The following is a 20296-nucleotide window of genomic DNA, read 5'->3' as shown; positions in this document are numbered from 1 at the left end:
GAGTCAAAAATATGATATGGATTATATTATTCAGTACTCTCATAGGCATGGGGATTTTATTACTTTTTGTGATGTATAAAGAAGCGATGCGTAATACGGTGTTGGAACATACTTTAGTATTTAAAGAATTTCCGAAAAGTTTTCAAAAAGTAAATGTGTTTTTTATTTCTGATATTCATAGAAGGGTCATTTCGAATTTGTTAATTGAACAAGTAAAAGGAAAAGTAGATCTCGTAATTATCGGAGGAGATTTAGCAGAGAAAGGTGTCTCTTTATCAAAAATCTCTGCGAATATTCAAAAGTTAAGAGAGATAGGTCCTGTATATTTTGTGTGGGGAAACAATGATTATGAGATAGAATATCATGAATTAGATGCGTTATTATTAGAAAATAACGTAAAAGTTTTAGATAATACAAGAGTGGTATTTGAGTCTGAATTAGGAGAGAAAATTTGTTTGCTCGGTATAGATGATGTTGGATTGCACCGTGATCGTCTAGATTTGGCATTGGCGGATTGTAAAGAAGATGGTTTTCGTATCCTAGTTAGTCACAACCCTGATATAATAAAAAAAATGTCTGGAAATGAACAGATTTCACTTGTGTTAAGTGGACATACGCATGGAGGACAAATCCGATTATTCCCATCTAAAAAATATTTAAAAGGTGGCGTATATAACCATTTGAATACGATTCTCTTTGTTAGTAATGGGTATGGAACAACATTGATACCACTTCGTTTCCGAGCACCTGCTCAAACACATATCATTACATTGTGCGGAGGGAAATGATGCCAACTCTTAGTGGGAAATATAATATAAAAGCCGTTTCGAATATAATTGGAGTTCAGCCGAGTACGCTTCGTGCATGGGAAAGACGATATCAAATTATTGCCCCAAAGCGGAATCAAGCTGGGCATCGCTTATATACAGAAGAGCATATTCAAATTTTAAAATGGTTAATGGAAAAAGTTTCTTCCGGTATGATGATTGGACAAGCAGTTCAGTTATTAGAAGAGAATCGTTTGCAGAGTACAGTTCAAAAAGAGATACATTTCGATAAAGAAGTTGTTTTAGTGGACGATTTGCTACAAGCTTTGTTAAAATTTGATGAAATTACAATTGCTGCATTATTAAACGAAGCTTTTAGTATATATTCAACAGAAAAGGTTGTTGCCAGTATCGTTCTTCGAGTGACAGACAAATTATTAACGTCAAAAAATAATAATGAGATTTCAATGGTGCAATTTCAATATGCACTATCATTTTTACAAACGCGTCTAGGGATGGTGTATCACAATGCCTCAATGTTTTCCTCTTTACACAAAGTTATTGTGTTAGAAAAGGATGCATTGAAAGGATTTATTTTTTCAACTTATTTACGCTTAAAAGGATATGAGGCGATATATATTAGGACAAGCTTAGCTGAAGATGGTATGTTATCAGCGGTAGAGGAAATACAGCCGAAATATGTATTTATATCTTTTGCTGACGAACAAGAAATGAAAAAGACGATGAACTTTATAAATTTATTACAAGAAAAAAGGGAATCTCTTTCTGTTGGATTTATCGGAAATCTAGGCGTTCTAAACCAGTTGGACATTGAAACAATCTTAATTGGTGATACGAAAGAAGAATGGGATGGATGGTTAAAAATGTCGGAATAGTTGTTCGAAAAGAACCATCTATTTTCTATTTCATATAATAAAAATTAGATGCATTGGTTACGTAGGGAGGGTATGAGATGAGGCTGGAACGATTAAATTACAATAAGATAAAAATTTTTCTAACATTTGATGATTTATCTGAACGAGGATTAACGAAAGAAGATTTATGGAGAAATGCACCGAAAGTACAGCAATTATTTCGTGATATGATGCAAGAAGCAAATAAGGAATTAGGGTTTGAAGCAGATGGTCCGATTGCAGTTGAAGTGTTTTCTCTACAAGCACAAGGGATGGTTGTAATTGTAACGAAAGAAAATCAAGAAATGGATACAGATGATGAGTTCCGTGACGAGTTTATTGAAATGCAAGTGACTCTAGATGAAAGTGAGCATATATTATATGAGTTTGCTACGCTAGATGACGTAATTAACCTGTCGAATCGCTTATATAACCTTGGTGTAACTGGCGGAAAGCTATATACGTGGGATGAGCGCTTCTATCTTTGGGTGGAAGAAGAGGAACAAATTCAATTGTTAAAGGCGGATTTTATAGCTATTTTAGCGGAATACGGTAATCCGTCTACAGCAACCATTTATCGCATCATGGAGTACGGTAAAGAATTAATGGATGTTAACGCGATAGAACAAATACACAATTACTTTGTGAAAAAACAAAACCTCAGCTAATACAACATAGCTGAGGTTTTGTTTTTATTTGGAGAAGGGAAGGGATGATTGTAAATACTCGAACATACTTTTTGAAAATAAAATATGCAGTTTTATGGGAGGGTGGTTGATGAAAATAAAAAATATTTAAATATTTAAGTATTTTACTTTTCTAAAAGTAATAAAAGGACTATAATAATAGTGAAAACGCTTGCAACAGAAAATAGTTTGTATATATTTGTTAGCGTTTTCTATTGCATTCCAAATTTAAGGGTGTATACTAGGCAATGAAGGTTTACTAAACAAGTGAAATTACAGGGGGTTTACTTACTATGGTAGCCGAAAAGGGAACTCAAACAAAAACACAACAACAAAGGGAACAACATTTTGAACTATTGAATTCAACACAAATTGTTATTAGTGAAGCGTTAGAAAAATTGGGTTATCCAAACGAAGTATATGAATTATTAAAAGAACCAATTCGTATGATGACAGTGAAAATACCAGTTCGTATGGATGACGGGACTGTTAAAATATTTACAGGATATCGTGCGCAACATAATGATGCTGTTGGTCCAACGAAAGGTGGAATTCGCTTCCATCCGAATGTAACAGAAAATGAAGTGAAAGCACTTTCAATCTGGATGAGTTTAAAATGTGGTATTGTTGATTTACCATATGGTGGAGGTAAGGGTGGAATTATCTGTGATCCACGTGAAATGTCATTCCGTGAGTTAGAAAGATTAAGCCGCGGTTATGTACGAGCAATTAGCCAAATCGTAGGTCCGACGAAAGATATTCCAGCTCCAGATGTATTCACAAACTCTCAAATTATGGCGTGGATGATGGATGAGTATAGCCGTATTGATGAATTTAATTCACCAGGATTTATTACAGGTAAACCGCTTGTATTAGGTGGATCACATGGACGTGAAACAGCAACAGCGAAAGGTGTAACAATTTGTATTCGCGAAGCTGCTAAAAAACGTGGCATTGATATTAAGGGTGCACGCGTTGTTGTTCAAGGATTCGGTAATGCTGGTAGCTTCTTAGCTAAATTTATGCATGATGCAGGTGCGAAAGTTATTGCAATCTCAGATGCTTACGGCGCGTTACATGATCCAAACGGATTAGATATTGATTATTTATTAGACCGTCGTGATAGCTTCGGTACAGTAACAAAGCTATTTAACAATACAATTTCAAACAAAGAATTGTTAGAACTTGATTGCGATATTTTAGTACCAGCTGCAATTGAGAACCAAATTACAGAAGAAAATGCTAATGATATTAAAGCGAAAATCGTTGTTGAAGCTGCAAATGGTCCAACAACATTAGAAGCGACTAAAATTTTAACAGATCGCGGAATTTTGCTTGTTCCAGACGTGTTAGCAAGTGCTGGTGGTGTAACAGTATCTTACTTTGAGTGGGTACAAAACAACCAAGGTTACTACTGGACTGAAGAAGAAGTAGAACAACGTTTAGAAAAAGTAATGGTAAGATCATTTGATTCTATTTATGAAACAGCACAAGTTCGTAAAGTGAACATGCGCTTAGCGGCGTACATGGTTGGTGTTCGTAAAATGGCTGAAGCAAGCCGCTTCAGAGGTTGGGTATAAAATATTATATCTTGAGAAAACGTGATTTCCTTTCGAGGGAATCGCGTTTTTTTGTTGAAGTATTAAATGAGGTGTTGTATATGGAGAATGAAATGCTGGAACGAGTAGAACAATTAGAAGAGAAGGTTAAGAGGTTAGAGGGAGAACTTGCAAGAACGATGAAAGCTCGAAAAATAAGTACCGTTCGGATGTTCGGGGAAGGGTTACTGTTTTTGGTATTTGGTGTGGTTGTAGTAGGGCCGATTATTGCCGTTGTAATCTCGATTTTTACTTGGCTTGCTGAAAAATAAAATAAAAATAAAAAGAACGCTTGTTCTATACGAACAAACGTGCTATACTCTCCTTAGATAAACAAAACGGAAATGATTTTAAGGAGAGATAAATGATGAAAATGACAGTAGACCAAAGATTTATGATGCCAGCAGATGTTGTAGAGCGAGTGGAAGTATTACGAAACAAACAAAGCAAGCGTGGCACATTATTACAATCGGTAAATAAATTTTTCGGTTTAGATACGAAAGAAGATTGTGTTTGGTTTTACGGTTTTTATGGAGTGGCTGTAAGTATCTTGTTGTTTATGGTGTTCACTTCAAATATTTTCGATTTTCTCTTCGCGTAAGAAATATGCGATAAGGACATTGCTACCGAATACATATATAAGGAAGTAAGGTAATCTTCTAGAGCGGGAGTTGGTAGCAATGGCGATGTTTCCTATAGAGCGCAACTATATTGGATATGGAAGTTCACGACCGGGGATTCCTCTGACTAAAGTGAGATTTATTGTAAGCCATGATACGGGGAATCCTGGAAGCAATGCGATAGGGAATCGAGATTACTTTAATGAATTACAACCGAAAGCTTCGGCGCATACATTTATAGATGATAAAACAATATTGGAGATTATTCCTATAAATGAAGTTGCGTATCATGTTCGATATGGTGTGCCGACGGATAATGACTTATATGGCTATGACGCGAATAAGGCGGCCATTGGAGTGGAACTTTGTTATGGTGGTGATGTTAACTTTTGGGAAGCATATAATCGTTTTACATGGTATCATGCGTATTTATGCCAAAACTTTGGCTTAAATCCGAAAAAAGATATCGTGTCACATAAAACGCTTGATCCAGCTAGAAAGATTGATCCTGAGAATGTATTAGGGAAACAAGGTATTAAATTTCAGCAGTTTTTAGCAGATGTCTATCGGATGTACGTTTCGTTTAGATGACAAATATATGAAAAATGAATACAATAAAGATAGGTGCCTACTGCTGTAAGTAGGTTTTTTCTTGTTTTTATAAATAGTGTATTGGTAGAAGACTAGGAGTGGACGAGTATGCAGAAAGAAACAGTTATTATAATCGGAGGCGGTCCGTGCGGATTAGCGGCTGCAATTTCGTTGCAAAAGGTAGGGATAAATCCGTTAGTAATTGAAAAAGGAAACATTGTAAATGCCATTTATAATTATCCAACTCATCAAACATTTTTCTCTTCTAGTGAAAAATTAGAAATTGGTGATGTAGCTTTTATTACAGAAAATCGTAAGCCAGTTCGAAATCAAGCGCTTGCGTATTATCGTGAAGTAGTAAGACGTAAATCTGTACGTGTAAATGCTTTTGAGCGAGTGGAGAAAGTTCAAAAAGATGGAGAAGCTTTTCAGGTTGAGACGACAAAGCGTGACGGAAGTAAGGAAATATATATAGCGAAATATATTGTTGTAGCAACTGGATATTATGATAATCCAAATTATATGAATGTTCCAGGTGAGGAATTGAAGAAAGTAGCTCACTATTTTAAAGAGGGGCATCCTTATTTTGATCGAGATGTAGTAGTTATAGGTGGGAAAAACTCGAGTGTAGATGCCGCGTTAGAACTTGTTAAATCTGGTGCACGTGTAACGGTACTGTATCGTGGAAGTGAGTATTCACCAAGCATAAAGCCTTGGATTTTGCCGGAATTTGAGGCGTTAGTACGAAATGGTACAATTCAAATGCATTTTGGGGCTCATGTGAAAGAAATTACTGAGCATACATTAACGTTTACAGTTGATGGTGAAGCTCTTACAATCAAAAACGATTTTGTATTTGCGATGACTGGTTATCATCCTGATCATAGCTTCTTAACGAAGATGGGTGTTCAGATTGATGAAGAAACAGGACGTCCAATTTATACAGAGGATAGAATGGAAACGAATGCTGAAAATATTTTCATTGCAGGTGTCATTGCTGCTGGAAATAATGCAAATGAAATATTTATCGAGAACGGAAGATTTCATGGAGATGCGATTGCGCAAACCGTTGCATCAAGAGAAAAATAAAAAGGAGCTGTCGGGAAAACCTCGACAGCTCCTTTTTATTCGTGCATAAACATATTTTGAATGGATTCATGAGAATTTGTATTCTCTAATGCAACAAGTAATTTAATGCGTGCTTTTTGTGCATTTAAGCCGTATGTGAATACAATGCCCATATCTTTTAAGTGTTTACCGCCACCTTCATACGAATATACGTCTTGAACGATACCGTTGAAACAGCGAGAAACTAATACGACAGGAATACCTCTATTTAATAATCTTTCTAGACTAGGTAGTGTTCTTGGAGGGAGATTACCTTGTCCAAGAGCTTCGATAACAATGCCGTCTACAGGAAGATTTTCGATTGCTGCTAATAATGTATCATCCATGCCAGCATATGCTTTTAGAACAACTACATTTTTAGACACTTTGTTTATCGTATATGTTTCGTGATGTACTAAAGCGTGATGGAAGACAACGCCGCGTTTTGTTACCATTCCAATTGGTCCGTATTGTGGGCTTTGGAATGTTGCAACATTACTTGTATGTGTTTTCGTTACATTTGTAGCGCAATGAATTTCGTCGTTTAATACGACTAAAACACCTTTTTCTGCAGCTTCATCACAACTAGCAACTTTTACAGCTGATAAGAAGTTATATAGACCATCAGCACCTAACTCATTGCTAGAGCGCATTGCACCTGTCACTACGATCGGAATAGTTGCTTGTACTGTTAAATCTAAGAAATAAGCTGTTTCTTCTAATGTATCCGTGCCATGCGTAATGACTACGCCATGAATGTTGTCTTGTTTTACTCTTTCATCAATGATGACTTGTAATTGTAACATTTCGCTCGGTGTCATATGAGGAGATGGTAGGTGGAACACATCTTCAACGATTAAATCAACATCGCCTTCTAAATCAGGAATGAATTTTAAAAGAGGATTTTTTTCACCTGGTTGTACGACCCCAGTTTCTTTATCTTCCTCCATTGCAATTGTTCCACCTGTGTGTAAAACTAGGATTCTTTTCAATGCTTATACCCCTTTCAAGTAAAAAATACATTTAGAACATAACATGTTTTGAGTAAATTCGACAATGGAAATGTATAAAAGTATGCCTCGAAAATGACAATAAAATTAACTGCTATATGTACGATGTATAAAATCATGAAACGAAATGTGCAAATATAGTATAGGAGGGAAGAATTCCGGTGAAAAAGATGGAGAGAATTTTTATTCGTATATTAATAATACAATTCATTTGTCTTTCTGTTGTGCAATTGTTATTTATACATAAGTCATCAGTGAAATATTTATCTAAAATTGTTTATTATGAGGGTGTCATGGTAAAAAACAAAGTGGAAATCTTGCAGGTGAATAGGTAGTTTTCATTTTCTTCTATGAAGGATTATGCTACAATAATTGAGGATTTAATGACGTGAAGCAAATGAGAAGAAGCAGGGTGAACACCTGCTTTTCGTTTTGTTTTATAAGTGAAAAAATGAGGTGTTACAATGGATAAACGAATTTCAATTGCTATAGATGGTCCAGCAGCTGCTGGGAAAAGTACAGTGGCAAAAGTTGTTGCGAAGGAACTTTCTTACGTTTATATTGATACAGGCGCAATGTACCGTACGCTTACATATGCAGCCCTTGAACAAAAAGTAGACATTGAAAATGAAGAGCAGTTAATGGAAGTTGTAAAGAATGTAAATATTGAGTTTCAGCAAGGAGAAAATACACAGCTTGTATTTTTAAATGGACAAGATGTTTCTGAAGTAATTCGTACACCTGATGTGACGAATCGAGTATCTATTGTAGCGAAACATCGCCTTGTTCGTGAAGAAATGGTACGTCGTCAGCAAGAGTTAGCGAAAAAAGGCGGCGTTGTAATGGACGGCCGTGATATTGGTACACATGTATTACCGGATGCTGAAGTGAAAATCTTTATGCTTGCTTCTGTTGAAGAAAGAGCGGAAAGAAGACATTTAGAAAATTTAAATAAAGGTTTCGATTCTAATTTAGAGCAGCTAAAAGAAGAAATTGCTCAGCGTGATAAATTAGATTCAGAACGCGAAGTTTCTCCACTAAAAAAGGCTGATGATGCATTGGAATTAGATACGACTTCTTTATCAATTGAAGAAGTTGTCCAAAAAATTATGAGCATTGTTTCTGGAGTGTTTGCGAAATAAAGAAAGGGGATAGTCCTCTTTCTTTTTTTGTTTAAATAGAAATGTAAAGGATACGTGAATTGTGAGTCTCTTTCCTTGACAAATGAGCTGATTTGTAAGAAGTTAGTTAAAGAGGAATAAAACTGTCAGAATATATTCGCTATTATATTTCAAAACATACTTTTTTCAAGCTGGTTTTGCTGTATACTATTTATATAGGTTTAATATATTTTCTTGTGAATGTTATTGAAAAAGAGTATGTGATGAGAAATTCTTAAACATGCAAATGAAAACTTTGTTTTCATTTCGTATATACATAAAAAATGCTTTGTCAATTCTGTAGGGAGGTATTTCCATGGTAGAGAAAATGAATGAAGAAGTTATGGATTCAAAAGAATTACAAGTTGGTGACGTTGTTACAGGTTCTGTAACGAAGGTTGAAGAGAAACAAGTGCTTGTAAATGTTGGATACAAAACAGATGGCGTAATTCCAATTAGTGAATTAGCTAACGTTCATATTGAAAAAGCAAGCGATGTTGTAGAATTAGATCAAACACTAGAGTTGAAAATTATTAAATTAGAAGAAGATGATCTTGTCTTATCTAAACGTGCTGTTGATGCAGAAAAAGCATGGGTAGAACTACAAGAGAAATTTACTTCTGGTCATGTATTTGATGTTACTGTAAAAGATATTGTGAATGGCGGATTAGTTGTGGACCTTGGTGTTCGCGGTTTTATTCCAGCTTCACTTGTAGAAGTACATTATGTAGAAGACTTTACTGACTATAAAGGTAAAACATTAGCGGTGAAAATTGTTGAATTAGACCGTGAAAAAAATCGTGTAATCCTTTCGCATAAAGCGGTAGTAGAATTAGAACTAGATTCTAAGAAAAAAGAAGCAATTTCTTCATTAAAAGAAGGGGACGTTGTTGAAGGAACAGTACAACGATTAACTGACTTTGGCGCATTCGTTAACGTTGGTGGAGTGGACGGTTTAGTTCACATTTCACAAATTTCACACGAACGTGTAGAGCAACCTTCTGAAGTGTTAGAGCAAGGTCAAAAGGTTAAGGTAAAGGTGTTATCTGTTGATGCTGATACACAACGTATTTCTTTATCAATTAAAGCAGCTCAACCAGGACCTTGGGAAAACGTTGCTGGCGAAATAAAAGCTGGAGATATTCGTGAGGGAGTAGTAAAACGCCTTGTTACATTTGGTGCATTCGTTGAGATTTTACCGGGCGTTGAAGGGCTTGTACACGTATCTCAAATTGCAAATCGTCACGTGAAAAATCCGAATGAAGTATTGGAAATGGGACAAGAAGTAAAAGTGAAAGTACTTGAAGTTCACGTAGCAGAGAAACGTATTTCTTTAAGTATAAAAGAAGCGCTTGAGGAAAATAATGTAACTGAAGATTATAGTCAGTATGAGCCAAATGCTGATTCTGCTACTTTCCAATTAAGTGATATTATTGGTGAACAACTGAAAAAATTAAAGAAATAATGAGGGGTACAAGTGGTAAGGGCAAAACGTAAATTAGATCATATTGAATACGCTCTTTCTACTGGTCAGTCTCGTACGCATGGCTTTCATGATATTGATTTTGTGCATCAAAGCTTGCCAAATTCAAATTATGACACAATAACATGTGAAACAAAAATCGGCGAACTTTCACTAAGTTCGCCGATTTTTATCAATGCGATGACTGGTGGTGGAGGAGAGAAAACGTTACATATTAATGAGCAATTAGCATATGTAGCGAAACATCATAACCTTGCTATGGCTGTAGGTTCGCAAATGGCGGCGTTAAAAGATGAAAGTGAAGCTGCTTCTTATAAGGTGATTAGAAAGGTAAACCCAAATGGTATTTTCTTTGCTAATTTAGGTAGTGAGGCAACTATCGAGCAGGCAGAGCGCGCCGTTGATATGATTGAAGCGAATGCATTACAAATTCATTTAAATGTCATACAAGAGTTAACGATGCCAGAAGGAGACCGTGATTTTACTGGAGTACTTCAGCGCATTGAGAAAATTGTTTTAAATAGTAAAGTTCCTATCATTGTAAAAGAAGTTGGATTTGGGATGAGTAAGGAAACAATGCAACAGTTAGTGAACGTAGGTGTAACAGCAATTGATATTGGTGGGCAAGGTGGTACGAATTTTGCTGCTGTTGAAAACGAAAGAAGACAGCGAATGCTTTCTTATTTTAATAACTGGGGCATACAAACAGCAACCTCGATTATTGAAGCAACCTCTACAAATAATAACCTCTCTTTTATTGCATCTGGGGGTATACAAACAGCGCTTGACGTAGCGAAAGCAATCGCATTAGGGGCGAATACAACTGCGTTTGCTGGTTATTTTTTACGTATTTTAATGCAAGATGGTATCGAGAAGTTAGTAGATGAAATTGAGCTTCTACATACAGATTTGAAATTTATAATGACAGCTCTTGGTGCGAAGACGATAGAAGAGTTGCAATCTGTACCTCTTGTTGTAAAGGGTGAAACATATCATTGGTTAATGCAGCGTGGTATTGATACTGCGCATTATAGTAGGAGATAAAAAATCAACCATTCGGTTGATTTTTTTTTGTTCTATTCTTTTTCGTAATATAAAGTGGAGAATGGAATTAGTATTATATAAAAATATCATTTCGTAAAAATTGTAATTGAAAAAGGGTTGAAAAATGTAGATGGTGTGTTGTCGAATTACTGGAGAGAACTTAATTTTTAATGGGAATAGGTGAAGGTAAAAAGAAGTAATGGGAAGATATAGTATGCGAAATATTATTTCGATATAAATAGAAATCATTAAACTGATTATGTAAAAGACGGTTTCGTACAATATAGAAACCGTCTTTTTGTATTAATTAGTGCTGGTTTTGTTTTCGAGCCTGTTCTGGTGTATCAAGTCCAGTTGCACCTGGATATTGTAGTGATTGATCACGATCGGATTCAACGCGGCGTGATTCTCGTAGTTTTCGTTCTTGGCGATCTTTACCCATAATGAATAACACCTCCTTGTTAAAAGTGTTGCTGTTATAAGAAAAAACTATGCGTAAATAAAGTGGATTAACTTTCATAAAAAGTTCCCATAATGGAAAACATAGGAGGTGAAGTTGATGGATGGAAGTACTTTTTATTTTGTAGCTTGGATAGGGTGGATCATTGTAACCTTTTTTATGAAAAAGGACCCTATCCGGTGGAAGTTAGGCGCTTGTATACTGTTTTTTATAATTTGCTCTCCGTTACATGTAACGATTGCCTCATTCGTGGTATCAGTAAATGCTCTTTTACTTTGTATTATTTCTTTTATAGGGATCACGCTATATTCCGTCTGGAAAAAATTGTATAGCTTACTTTCGGCACTTATTATTGCAATGTTATATACGAGTTTTCATCTGTTAGAAATATATGATCCGATTTGGATTGTGGTGGATAGAGTGTTTCTGCTAAGTAGTGCTCTTGTGTATGCATCGGTGTTATTGCATGGGGATCGCATATTACGATTATGTTCTCTATATGTAGGGATGTTACAAGGAGAGCTGCTAGTGACATTTATTTTTAGGAAATTGAATTTTCCATATGATTACGGTAGTTTAGCATTTTTTGATATCGTCGCCATTTCTACATTATTCATGGCAATATTGTTTTGGATTGCAAAAGCATCAGTATACATGGAACGGTTTAAGAGAAAAACACGTAAAAGAAAGGCGAGGGTAATACATGACTGAATATACACCAGCCATTTTATGCGGCGTAATAGCAGGGACAGTTACAAGGGTGCTAATGCTTCGGACGGATACGCGGCAATATCCGACGAGGCTACATGGGAAAATTATTCATATTGCAATGGGGTTAATTGCAGCTGCTTTAGGAGCGATTGCAATCCCGTCTATTTTGAAAAAAGATTTTTCTGCCATTACATTTCTTACATTAGCAGCGACACAATTTCGTGATGTACGTAATATGGAAAGAAATACGCTTCAACAATTAGATGGGTATGAGCTCGTACCGCGTGGAAATACATACATTGAAGGAATTGCATTGGTTTTTGAAAGTCGCAACTATTTGGCAATGTTAACGTCGTTTGCAACGACGTTTGCGTATATAGGATTCCGTTCATGGATTGCAGGAGTAATTATGGCTATAATCGCATTTTTTATCGCGAAAAAATTAATGTCTGGTAAAAGGCTACATGATCTTGTTGAAATTGAGCACGTTCCGCTTCGTTTTGAAGGAGCAGGGCTTTATATTGACAATATTTACATTATGAATATTGGATTGCCAGCAAGACAAGAAGAAATTATGAAATATGGTATGGGTTTTATTTTAAAGCCGAAATCAATTGATGCGATGGTTACAATCTCAAATTTAGGGCAACGACAAGCTATTTTACACGATGTTTCAGTAGCGTTAGGGATTTATAGAGATTCTGGTACACCAGCGCTTGTACCGTTAGCAAAGCGTGATTTAGAGGATGGCAGGGTTGGGATTTTTGTCCTGCCGCAAGATCAAGATGCAGAGAAAGCGATAGGTGTCATAGGAAATGTACCAACGTTAGAAAGTGCTGTCCATATGTCATCGGAAGCCCCAAAAGGAAGGGGAGATAAGAGATGATGTTAGAAAGTGTTATTCTGGCAGTTATAACAACGACTCCAGAAAAATTTGCAGGTGGTGCTCCTTTATTCGTTTGCGAATCGACGGAGGAACTAGAATTTGTTGCAAATAATTTAGAAGCAATTTTAGATGGTATTGCACATCGCTTACAAGAGAATGTATATATTATTGTGAAACATTAGCAACGTGTGTTATAATGTGAGGTGTTTTGATACGTTGAGAAATATTCTGGAATGCAAATCCCTTCTTGCACAAAGAAGGGTTTTTTACATAATAAACAGAAGCAAGTTGAAAGGATGAAAGTATATGCCGAAACCAGTAATAGCGATAGTAGGTCGCCCGAACGTAGGGAAATCTACTATTTTCAATAGAATTGTTGGAGAAAGAGTTTCAATCGTAGAAGATATTCCAGGTGTAACGCGCGATCGTATTTATAGCGCTGGAGAATGGTTAAATCATGAATTTAACATTATTGATACGGGCGGAATTGATATTGGAGACGAGCCGTTTTTGACACAAATTCGTCAACAAGCTGAAGTAGCAATTGATGAAGCGGATGTTATCATTTTTATGACAAACGGTCGTGACGGTGTAACAGCAGCTGATGAAGAAGTTGCAAAAATTTTATATCGTTCAAATAAACCGGTTGTACTTGCAGTAAATAAAGTAGACAATCCGGAAATGCGCAGTGACATTTATGACTTTTATGCATTAGGATTTGGCGAACCATTCCCAATTTCAGGTACACACGGATTAGGGTTAGGTGACTTACTAGACGAAGCTGCACAACATTTTCCAAAGATTGAAGAAGACGGATATGATGAAGACACAATTCGTTTCTCTTTAATTGGACGTCCAAACGTAGGGAAATCATCACTTGTAAATGCTCTTCTTGGTCAAGAGCGTGTAATTGTTAGTAATGTAGCAGGAACAACTCGTGATGCTGTCGATACACCATATAGTAAAGATGGAAAAGATTATGTAATTATTGATACAGCTGGTATGCGTAAAAAAGGAAAAGTGTATGAAAGTACAGAAAAATATAGTGTACTTCGTGCGCTAAGAGCGATTGAACGTTCTGACGTTGTTTTAGTCGTTTTAGATGGTGAAGAAGGAATTATTGAGCAAGATAAAAAAATCGCTGGATATGCTCATGATTCAGGGCGAGCTGTTGTTATCGTTGTAAATAAATGGGATGCAGTGAAAAAAGACGAAAAAACAATGAAAGCATTTGAAGAAAATATCCGTGCTCATTTCCAATTCTTAGAATACGCACCAATTGTTTTCTTATCTGCAAAAACGAGAAAACGTACACAAACATTAATACCGGTTATCGATGAGGTAAATGAAAGTCATAGTATCCGTATTCAAACGAACGTATTAAACGATGTAATTATGGATGCGGTAGCGATGAATCCGACGCCAACTCATAATGGTAGCCGTCTGAAAATTTTCTATGCAACACAAGTTGCGGTAAAACCACCGACATTTGTTGTGTTTGTAAACGATCCAGAATTATTGCACTTCTCATATGAGCGTTTCTTAAAGAATCGCTTACGTGAATCATTTGGCTTCGTAGGAACGCCGATTCACATTATCGCTAGAGCAAGAGACTAATGGAGAGGATGTGATTTTATGACAAAAATCACAGTAGTAGGAGCAGGTAGCTGGGGAACAGCGTTAGCGATGGTATTAGCTGACAATGGACATGATGTACGTATTTGGGGAAATCGCCCAGAACTTATGGATGAAATTAATACGAAACATGAGAATAGTCGATATCTCCCAGGCATTACATTGCCAAGCACAATCGTAGCCTACTCTTCTTTAGAAGAAGCATTAGTAGATGTAAATACAGTACTGCTAGTAGTACCAACGAAAGCGTACAGAGATGTATTACAAGAGATGAAAGAAATTGTTACTGAACCAATTACTTGGATTCATGCGAGCAAAGGAATTGAACCTGGTACGTCAAAACGTATTTCGGAAGTGATTGAGGAAGAAATTCCAGAGCACTTAATTAAAGATGTTGTTGTACTGTCTGGACCGAGTCATGCTGAAGAAGTCGGTTTACGACAAGCGACAACAGTTACGTCTGCAGCAAAGCGTATGGAAGCGGCTGAGGAAGTACAAGATTTATTTATGAATAGTTATTTTCGTGTATACACAAATCCAGATATCGTTGGAGTTGAACTTGGTGGTGCGTTAAAAAATATTATCGCATTAGCTGCTGGTATAACTGATGGTCTTGGATTAGGTGATAATGCAAAGGCGGCATTGATGACACGTGGTTTAACAGAGATTGCTCGTTTAGGAAGAAAAATGGGCGGGAATCCGTTAACGTTTGCTGGTCTAACTGGTATGGGAGACTTAATTGTAACTTGTACAAGTGTTCATAGCCGAAATTGGCGCGCTGGAAATATGCTTGGAAAAGGACACTCTTTAGAAGAAGTGTTAGAAAGCATGGGTATGGTTGTGGAAGGTGTAAGAACAACGAAAGCTGCTCATGAATTGGCAGAGAAAATGGAAGTTGAAATGCCGATTACAGCTGCTTTATATGACGTGCTGTTCAATGGGAATAACGTAAAAGATGCAGTAGGCTCATTGATGGGACGTGTTCGAAAACATGAAGTGGAAGCTATACCTGATTTACTGTAAAGAAAAGCGACAGAAGTACATTTGTACTTCTGTCGCTTTTTTATTTTTTGGGTCTTTTCACCATTTTTTCATTTTTGCATAGGATGAAGAGTAACTTGAGGAGAGGGTGAAAAGAATGGATAATAATATTTTTAATAATATTGAGAAGGAAGCGAAAGTAAATAAAGAGGATATTTTTAAATTAGCATCATCCGTGCAAAATGCGAATTTACGTGATGAAACTGTACTTCGTCAATTAATTCATCAAGTGGCTCTTATGGCGGGACGTGAAGTGCCGAAAGAGCAAGAGGATCAAATTGTAAAAGCGATTATTAATAATAATATGCCAACAGATTTTGGTTCGTTAAGCAAAATGTTTAAAAAATAAATTATGAGAAACAAAGAGTTTGGAGATTGCATATGATAGCCATGAAAGAATGGGAATAGAGCTGTTTTTGGGCATATTTGGTCAACCGAAGCGAGAGATACAATCGCTTCGGTTTTATTTTTGCCTAGATTGGTGAGAAATGCTGGAAAACCTATTGATTAAAGTTACATACTCGCGATTTGTAGTAAAATGTTCTTTTTGTATTTGTTTAAAGATTTTAATTTGTTAAAATAGTATAAAAATAGATTAATAAAAAGGGGTGTGTATATGTCAGAAGGGCTTATGAAAATGTGGCTGGCTTTAGGGGCAATTGGATTTATGTTTTTTGCAGTAAGTTTTATTTTATTAAGTAGACATAGAATAAAGAATAAATTTTTGAAAGGGATTACAGCGTTAGTAGCGTACACCCTTATGATTGTGTCAGGAATTGTTATTTTTCTTGTTGTATTTAGTGGACCTGTACAGCAGTAAATGGAATGGTCTCGAAAATACTACATACGGAGCAAATTAGATTAGTATGAAAAGGTGATGCTAGTGAAAAAATTCCATGTTATTTTAATATTTTGTTGTATGAGCCTTTTAACGGGGTGTCTGTATCCGAAAGAAAATATGAAGCAAAATGCGGTTCCTTATGAAGATCAGCTACAGGTTGTTCAAAAAGCTGTTGTGACATTTAAGGAGCAAAATGATGGGATATTGCCAATTAAGACGAGGGATATGAGTACACCTATTTATCAAAAGTATCCAATCGATTTTCAACAGATTGCCCCGCGTTACATACAAGAAGCGCCAGGGAATGCGTATGAAAGTGGAGGAGTATATCAATACGTATTAATAGACGTTGAAACAAATCCGACAGTAAAGTTAATTGATGTTAGGATGGCTGAACAAATTCAGGAACTATCTTTAAAGCTTAGGATGTATCGTGATGAACATCAATATCCACCTTTTAAAAAAGTAATTTCAGATGGTGTATATGAATTGGATTTCAAAAAACTAGGATATAAAGATGTGCCACAAGTGACAAGTCCATATTCTGGTAAAGGACTTCCTTTTGTAATTAATGAAAAAGGAGAAGTTTTTGTTGATTATAGAATCGACCTATATGACGCTTTGAAAAAAAATGAAGGGCAGTTTACAGAGGGAGAAGATATTCGAAATATACTTTCGAAAGGTTCCCCGTTTGTACCAGCTTATTCTTTACCGTACACAGTAAAGGACGGAGAACCAATTTTTTTAAAATGATAAGTCATGAACCTTTCTTTTAGTGAATAAGTTCTAGAAGAAAGGTTTTTTATGTTATACAACTTACGATGCAAACAAAAGATATTTTTTAATAGTCATATGAAATTGGACAAAATTATATGATATATTGTCCGAACTTCTAGAATACCATTATATTATATCAGATATTATAGGCAACGTTAGAGAAGGTATTAGTTGACTATAAACGCGGAATTATTCCCAAAAATTTTGAGGGAGGGAATCACTTGGAAAAGGTAGATATTTTTAAAGATATTGCAGAACGAACAGGCGGTGATATTTATTTTGGAGTTGTAGGAGCTGTTCGAACAGGGAAATCAACATTCATTAAAAAATTTATGGAACTTGTAGTTATTCCAAATATTGAGAATGAGTCTGACCGTCAAAGAGCGCAGGATGAATTGCCTCAAAGTGCTGCTGGTCGTACAATTATGACGACGGAACCGAAGTTTGTTCCAAACCAAGCGGTTTCTATCGAAGTAGATGAAGGACTTGAAGTGAATATTCGATTAGTAGATTGTGTTGGATATACGGTTCCTGGAGCGAAGGGCTATGAAGATGAGAATGGCCCGCGTATGATTAATACCCCTTGGTATGAAGAACCTATTCCATTCCATGAAGCTGCAGAAATCGGCACGCGTAAAGTAATTCAAGAACATTCAACAATTGGTGTTGTAATTACAACAGATGGAACAATTGGTGAAATTCCAAGAAGAGATTATATAGAGGCAGAAGAACGCGTTGTAAATGAGTTGAAAGAAGTAGGAAAACCTTTCATTATGATAATTAATACGGTACAGCCGTATCATCCAGATACAGAGCAATTACGCCAAAGTTTATCAGAAGAATATGATATCCCGGTTATTGCAATGAGTGTGGAGAGTTTAAGAGAAACAGATGTATATAATGTACTTCGTGAAGCGCTATTTGAATTCCCTGTATTAGAAGTGAATGTGAACCTTCCGAGTTGGGTAATGGTGCTAAATGAAGGGCATTGGTTGCGTCAAAGTTATCAAGAAGCAGTTCAAGAAACTGTGAAGGATATAAAACGTCTTCGTGATGTGGATCGCGTTGTTTGGCAGTTTAGTCAATATGAATTTATTGATCGAGCGAGCCTAGCTGGCATTGATATGGGGCAAGGTGTGGCGGAGATTGATTTATATGCGCCAGATGAATTATATGATCAGATTTTAAAAGAAGTAGTAGGAGTAGAAATTCGAGGGAAAGATCATTTGTTAAAGCTTATGCTCGATTTATCTCATGCGAAAATAGAGTACGATCAAGTGGCGGATGCACTGCGTATGGTTAAGCAAACAGGATATGGTGTAGCAGCACCTGCATTAGCGGATATGAGCTTAGATGAGCCAGAAATTATTCGTCACGGTTCAAGGTTTGGTGTGAAGTTAAAAGCGGTAGCGCCATCTATTCATATGATTAAAGTAGATGTAGAGTCAACGTTTGAGCCGATTATTGGTACTGAAAAGCAAAGTGAAGAATTAGTTCGTTATTTAATGCAAGATTTTGAAGATGACCCGTTATCAATTTGGAATTCTGATATATTTGGACGTTCACTTAGCTCGATTGTTCGAGAAGGAATTCAGGCGAAATTATCTTTAATGCCAGAAAATGCTAGATATAAATTAAAAGAAACGCTAGAAAGAATTATTAATGAAGGATCTGGCGGATTAATTGCGATTATACTATAAGAAAAAATCCCTCTCATTGTAGAGGGATTTTTTGTTTTTTTTGATTATAAAATAGAAAAATAAACAGTCATTATCTAATACATTGTTGTAAATTGTCAAGTTTCATCAGATTTTCACATTTTAAGAGTAACAATTTCCTTAAAAATATTGAATTATAAAGGAGAATCGTATAATATAGGCGTTGATAATGATTTATCTACATCTTTGTAGTATAGAATTTGCAAAAATTGCCTACAAATGAAAGTAAGACTCATTTTATGATCATTATACAGTCTTATCTTTGGGAGGAGGTGAATGGCATGAACAAGACAGATTTAATCAATGCTGTTGCAGAAGCAAGTTCCCTTTCTAAAAAGGACGCAACAAAAGCAGTAGACGCTGTTTTTGATTCTATCTTAGAAGCTTTAAAACAAGGTGATAAAGTACAACTGATCGGATTCGGTAACTTCGAAGTTCGTGAGCGTGCGGCTCGTAAAGGTCGTAACCCACAAACAGGTGAGGAGATTGAAATCGCTGCAAGTAAAGTACCTGCATTCAAACCTGGTAAAGCGTTAAAAGATGCGGTTAAATAATCCTTACATATTAACAGGGAAGAAGAGTTTCCTTTTTGGGAACTCTTCTTTTTGCTTTTAAAAACATAAATATGCTAGAATGTGTTCGTATCACTTTTAGGTTTTCGGGAGGGCTAGCGGATGGCAAAAGTTAATTTAGAACAAATTGAACATGCAGTACGCCTTATTTTAGAGGCGATTGGGGATGACCCAAATCGTGAGGGAGTACTTGATACACCAAAGCGTGTTGCAAAAATGTACGCAGAAGTGTTCTCAGGTATGCATGAAGATCCGAAAGAGCATTTGCATAAAGTATTCGGAGAAGATCACGAAGAGCTTGTACTAGTAAAAGATATACCATTTTATTCGATGTGTGAGCATCATTTAGTACCATTCTATGGAGTTGCTCACGTTGCATATATTCCGCAAGGTGGAAAGGTAACAGGGTTAAGTAAATTAGCTCGTACCGTAGATACAATTGCACGTCGCCCACAACTGCAAGAACGTATTACATCAACAGTAGCGAACTCTATTATGGAAGTACTAGAGCCTCATGGTGTAATGGTAGTAGTAGAAGCAGAACATATGTGTATGACGATGCGTGGTGTGAAAAAACCAGGTGCGAAAACAGTAACGACAGCAGTGCGTGGTGTGCTTGAAAATGATGCTGCAGCGCGCAGTGAAATTTTATCGTTTATTAAAACGAAGTAAAGA

The 20296-nt window shown here is 36.2% G+C and carries 25 protein-coding genes; 23 read left to right on the top strand and 2 right to left on the bottom strand.

Features of this window, described 5'->3' with window-relative positions; genetic code table 11:
- Positions 1-11: 11 nt before the first annotated feature.
- From IQ781_RS08045 to IQ781_RS08010, 8 genes are all read left to right on the top strand, one after another.
- Complete coding sequence (locus tag IQ781_RS08045; RefSeq protein ID WP_000637791.1) at positions 12-788, top strand: metallophosphoesterase; 777 nt, start codon at positions 12-14, stop codon at positions 786-788.
- Complete coding sequence (locus tag IQ781_RS08040) at positions 788-1663, top strand: MerR family transcriptional regulator (protein WP_001142719.1); 876 nt, start codon at positions 788-790, stop codon at positions 1661-1663. Before IQ781_RS08045 ends, IQ781_RS08040 begins: the two co-directional genes overlap by 1 nt.
- 77 nt (positions 1664-1740) lie before the next feature.
- A complete protein-coding gene (locus tag IQ781_RS08035) occupies positions 1741-2349 on the top strand; it encodes a genetic competence negative regulator (RefSeq protein WP_001235402.1) in 609 nt (202 codons plus the stop codon).
- A gap of 311 nt (positions 2350-2660) precedes the next feature.
- Complete coding sequence (gene gudB / locus IQ781_RS08030; RefSeq protein WP_000225173.1) at positions 2661-3947, top strand: NAD-specific glutamate dehydrogenase; 1287 nt, start codon at positions 2661-2663, stop codon at positions 3945-3947.
- An 80-nt stretch (positions 3948-4027) separates the two neighbouring features.
- Positions 4028-4237, top strand: coding sequence for a hypothetical protein (locus tag IQ781_RS08025; protein WP_000426763.1), 210 nt, complete (start codon positions 4028-4030; stop codon positions 4235-4237).
- A gap of 92 nt (positions 4238-4329) precedes the next feature.
- The gene (locus IQ781_RS08020; protein WP_001983018.1) at positions 4330-4566 is read left to right on the top strand and encodes a DUF3961 domain-containing protein; all 237 of its coding nucleotides are present in this window, start codon (positions 4330-4332) and stop codon (positions 4564-4566) included.
- Positions 4567-4645: 79 nt separating this feature from the next.
- Positions 4646-5176: a peptidoglycan recognition protein family protein gene (locus IQ781_RS08015; protein ID WP_001240655.1), complete on the top strand. Its 531-nt coding sequence runs from the start codon at positions 4646-4648 to the stop codon at positions 5174-5176.
- Positions 5177-5284: 108 nt separating this feature from the next.
- Complete coding sequence (locus IQ781_RS08010; protein WP_063220799.1) at positions 5285-6265, top strand: YpdA family putative bacillithiol disulfide reductase; 981 nt, start codon at positions 5285-5287, stop codon at positions 6263-6265.
- A 35-nt stretch (positions 6266-6300) separates the two neighbouring features.
- Here the strand turns inward: IQ781_RS08010 and ansA are convergent, their stop codons facing one another.
- Positions 6301-7275, bottom strand: a complete 975-nt coding sequence (ansA, locus tag IQ781_RS08005; protein WP_000822010.1) for an asparaginase — start codon at positions 7273-7275, stop codon at positions 6301-6303.
- Positions 7276-7454: 179 nt separating this feature from the next.
- Between ansA and IQ781_RS08000 the strand changes: the two genes are divergently transcribed.
- The 4 genes from IQ781_RS08000 to IQ781_RS07985 all read left to right on the top strand — a co-directional run bounded on the left by IQ781_RS08000 (position 7455) and on the right by IQ781_RS07985 (position 10980).
- Complete coding sequence (locus IQ781_RS08000; protein ID WP_000738057.1) at positions 7455-7628, top strand: YpfB family protein; 174 nt, start codon at positions 7455-7457, stop codon at positions 7626-7628.
- 129 nt (positions 7629-7757) lie between these two features.
- Positions 7758-8435 carry a (d)CMP kinase gene (gene cmk / locus IQ781_RS07995; RefSeq protein ID WP_000361252.1) on the top strand — a complete coding sequence of 226 codons (678 nt, stop codon included), beginning with the start codon at positions 7758-7760 and terminating at the stop codon, positions 8433-8435.
- Positions 8436-8769: 334 nt separating this feature from the next.
- A complete protein-coding gene (gene rpsA, locus IQ781_RS07990; RefSeq protein WP_000229559.1) occupies positions 8770-9918 on the top strand; it encodes a 30S ribosomal protein S1 in 1149 nt (382 codons plus the stop codon).
- A gap of 12 nt (positions 9919-9930) precedes the next feature.
- Complete coding sequence (locus tag IQ781_RS07985) at positions 9931-10980, top strand: type 2 isopentenyl-diphosphate Delta-isomerase (RefSeq protein WP_000251036.1); 1050 nt, start codon at positions 9931-9933, stop codon at positions 10978-10980.
- 307 nt (positions 10981-11287) lie between these two features.
- Here the strand turns inward: IQ781_RS07985 and IQ781_RS07980 are convergent, their stop codons facing one another.
- Positions 11288-11422 (bottom strand): YpzI family protein, encoded by a 135-nt coding sequence (locus IQ781_RS07980; protein ID WP_000513900.1) that lies wholly within the window; start codon positions 11420-11422, stop codon positions 11288-11290.
- 117 nt (positions 11423-11539) lie between these two features.
- On the opposite strand from IQ781_RS07980, the gene IQ781_RS07975 reads away from it, so the two are divergent.
- The 11 genes from IQ781_RS07975 to folE all read left to right on the top strand — a co-directional run bounded on the left by IQ781_RS07975 (position 11540) and on the right by folE (position 20293).
- On the top strand, positions 11540-12151 hold the full coding sequence (locus IQ781_RS07975; protein ID WP_065382322.1) for a YphA family membrane protein: 612 nt from the start codon (positions 11540-11542) through the stop codon (positions 12149-12151).
- Positions 12144-13037, top strand: coding sequence for a YIEGIA family protein (locus IQ781_RS07970; RefSeq protein ID WP_000141596.1), 894 nt, complete (start codon positions 12144-12146; stop codon positions 13035-13037). The genes IQ781_RS07975 and IQ781_RS07970 overlap by 8 nt, the downstream gene beginning before the upstream one ends.
- Complete coding sequence (locus IQ781_RS07965; protein WP_000979059.1) at positions 13034-13219, top strand: capping complex subunit for YIEGIA; 186 nt, start codon at positions 13034-13036, stop codon at positions 13217-13219. The genes IQ781_RS07970 and IQ781_RS07965 overlap by 4 nt, the downstream gene beginning before the upstream one ends.
- A 124-nt stretch (positions 13220-13343) precedes the next feature.
- Positions 13344-14654, top strand: a complete 1311-nt coding sequence (gene der, locus IQ781_RS07960; RefSeq protein ID WP_001125893.1) for a ribosome biogenesis GTPase Der — start codon at positions 13344-13346, stop codon at positions 14652-14654.
- An 18-nt stretch (positions 14655-14672) separates the two neighbouring features.
- Positions 14673-15695: an NAD(P)H-dependent glycerol-3-phosphate dehydrogenase gene (locus tag IQ781_RS07955; RefSeq protein WP_000161763.1), complete on the top strand. Its 1023-nt coding sequence runs from the start codon at positions 14673-14675 to the stop codon at positions 15693-15695.
- Between the two features lie 115 nt (positions 15696-15810).
- Entirely contained in the window at positions 15811-16062 is a 252-nt protein-coding gene (locus IQ781_RS07950; protein WP_000369754.1) for a stage VI sporulation protein F, read from the top strand.
- A 267-nt stretch (positions 16063-16329) separates the two neighbouring features.
- Entirely contained in the window at positions 16330-16533 is a 204-nt protein-coding gene (locus IQ781_RS07945) for a DUF2768 domain-containing protein (RefSeq protein WP_001289008.1), read from the top strand.
- A 63-nt stretch (positions 16534-16596) separates the two neighbouring features.
- The gene (locus IQ781_RS07940; protein WP_242808280.1) at positions 16597-17307 is read left to right on the top strand and encodes a hypothetical protein; all 711 of its coding nucleotides are present in this window, start codon (positions 16597-16599) and stop codon (positions 17305-17307) included.
- A 245-nt stretch (positions 17308-17552) separates the two neighbouring features.
- Positions 17553-19031 carry a stage IV sporulation protein A gene (gene spoIVA, locus IQ781_RS07935; RefSeq protein ID WP_000416519.1) on the top strand — a complete coding sequence of 493 codons (1479 nt, stop codon included), beginning with the start codon at positions 17553-17555 and terminating at the stop codon, positions 19029-19031.
- A 299-nt stretch (positions 19032-19330) separates the two neighbouring features.
- Positions 19331-19603 (top strand): HU family DNA-binding protein, encoded by a 273-nt coding sequence (locus IQ781_RS07930; RefSeq protein WP_001043860.1) that lies wholly within the window; start codon positions 19331-19333, stop codon positions 19601-19603.
- A gap of 120 nt (positions 19604-19723) precedes the next feature.
- Complete coding sequence (folE, locus tag IQ781_RS07925) at positions 19724-20293, top strand: GTP cyclohydrolase I FolE (protein ID WP_001151482.1); 570 nt, start codon at positions 19724-19726, stop codon at positions 20291-20293.
- Positions 20294-20296 lie beyond the last annotated feature (3 nt).

Source organism: Bacillus sp. N447-1, assembly GCF_022701035.1.
Taxonomy (GTDB): domain Bacteria; phylum Bacillota; class Bacilli; order Bacillales; family Bacillaceae_G; genus Bacillus_A; species Bacillus_A cereus.
This window is presented reverse-complemented; position numbering and strand designations above follow the sequence as displayed.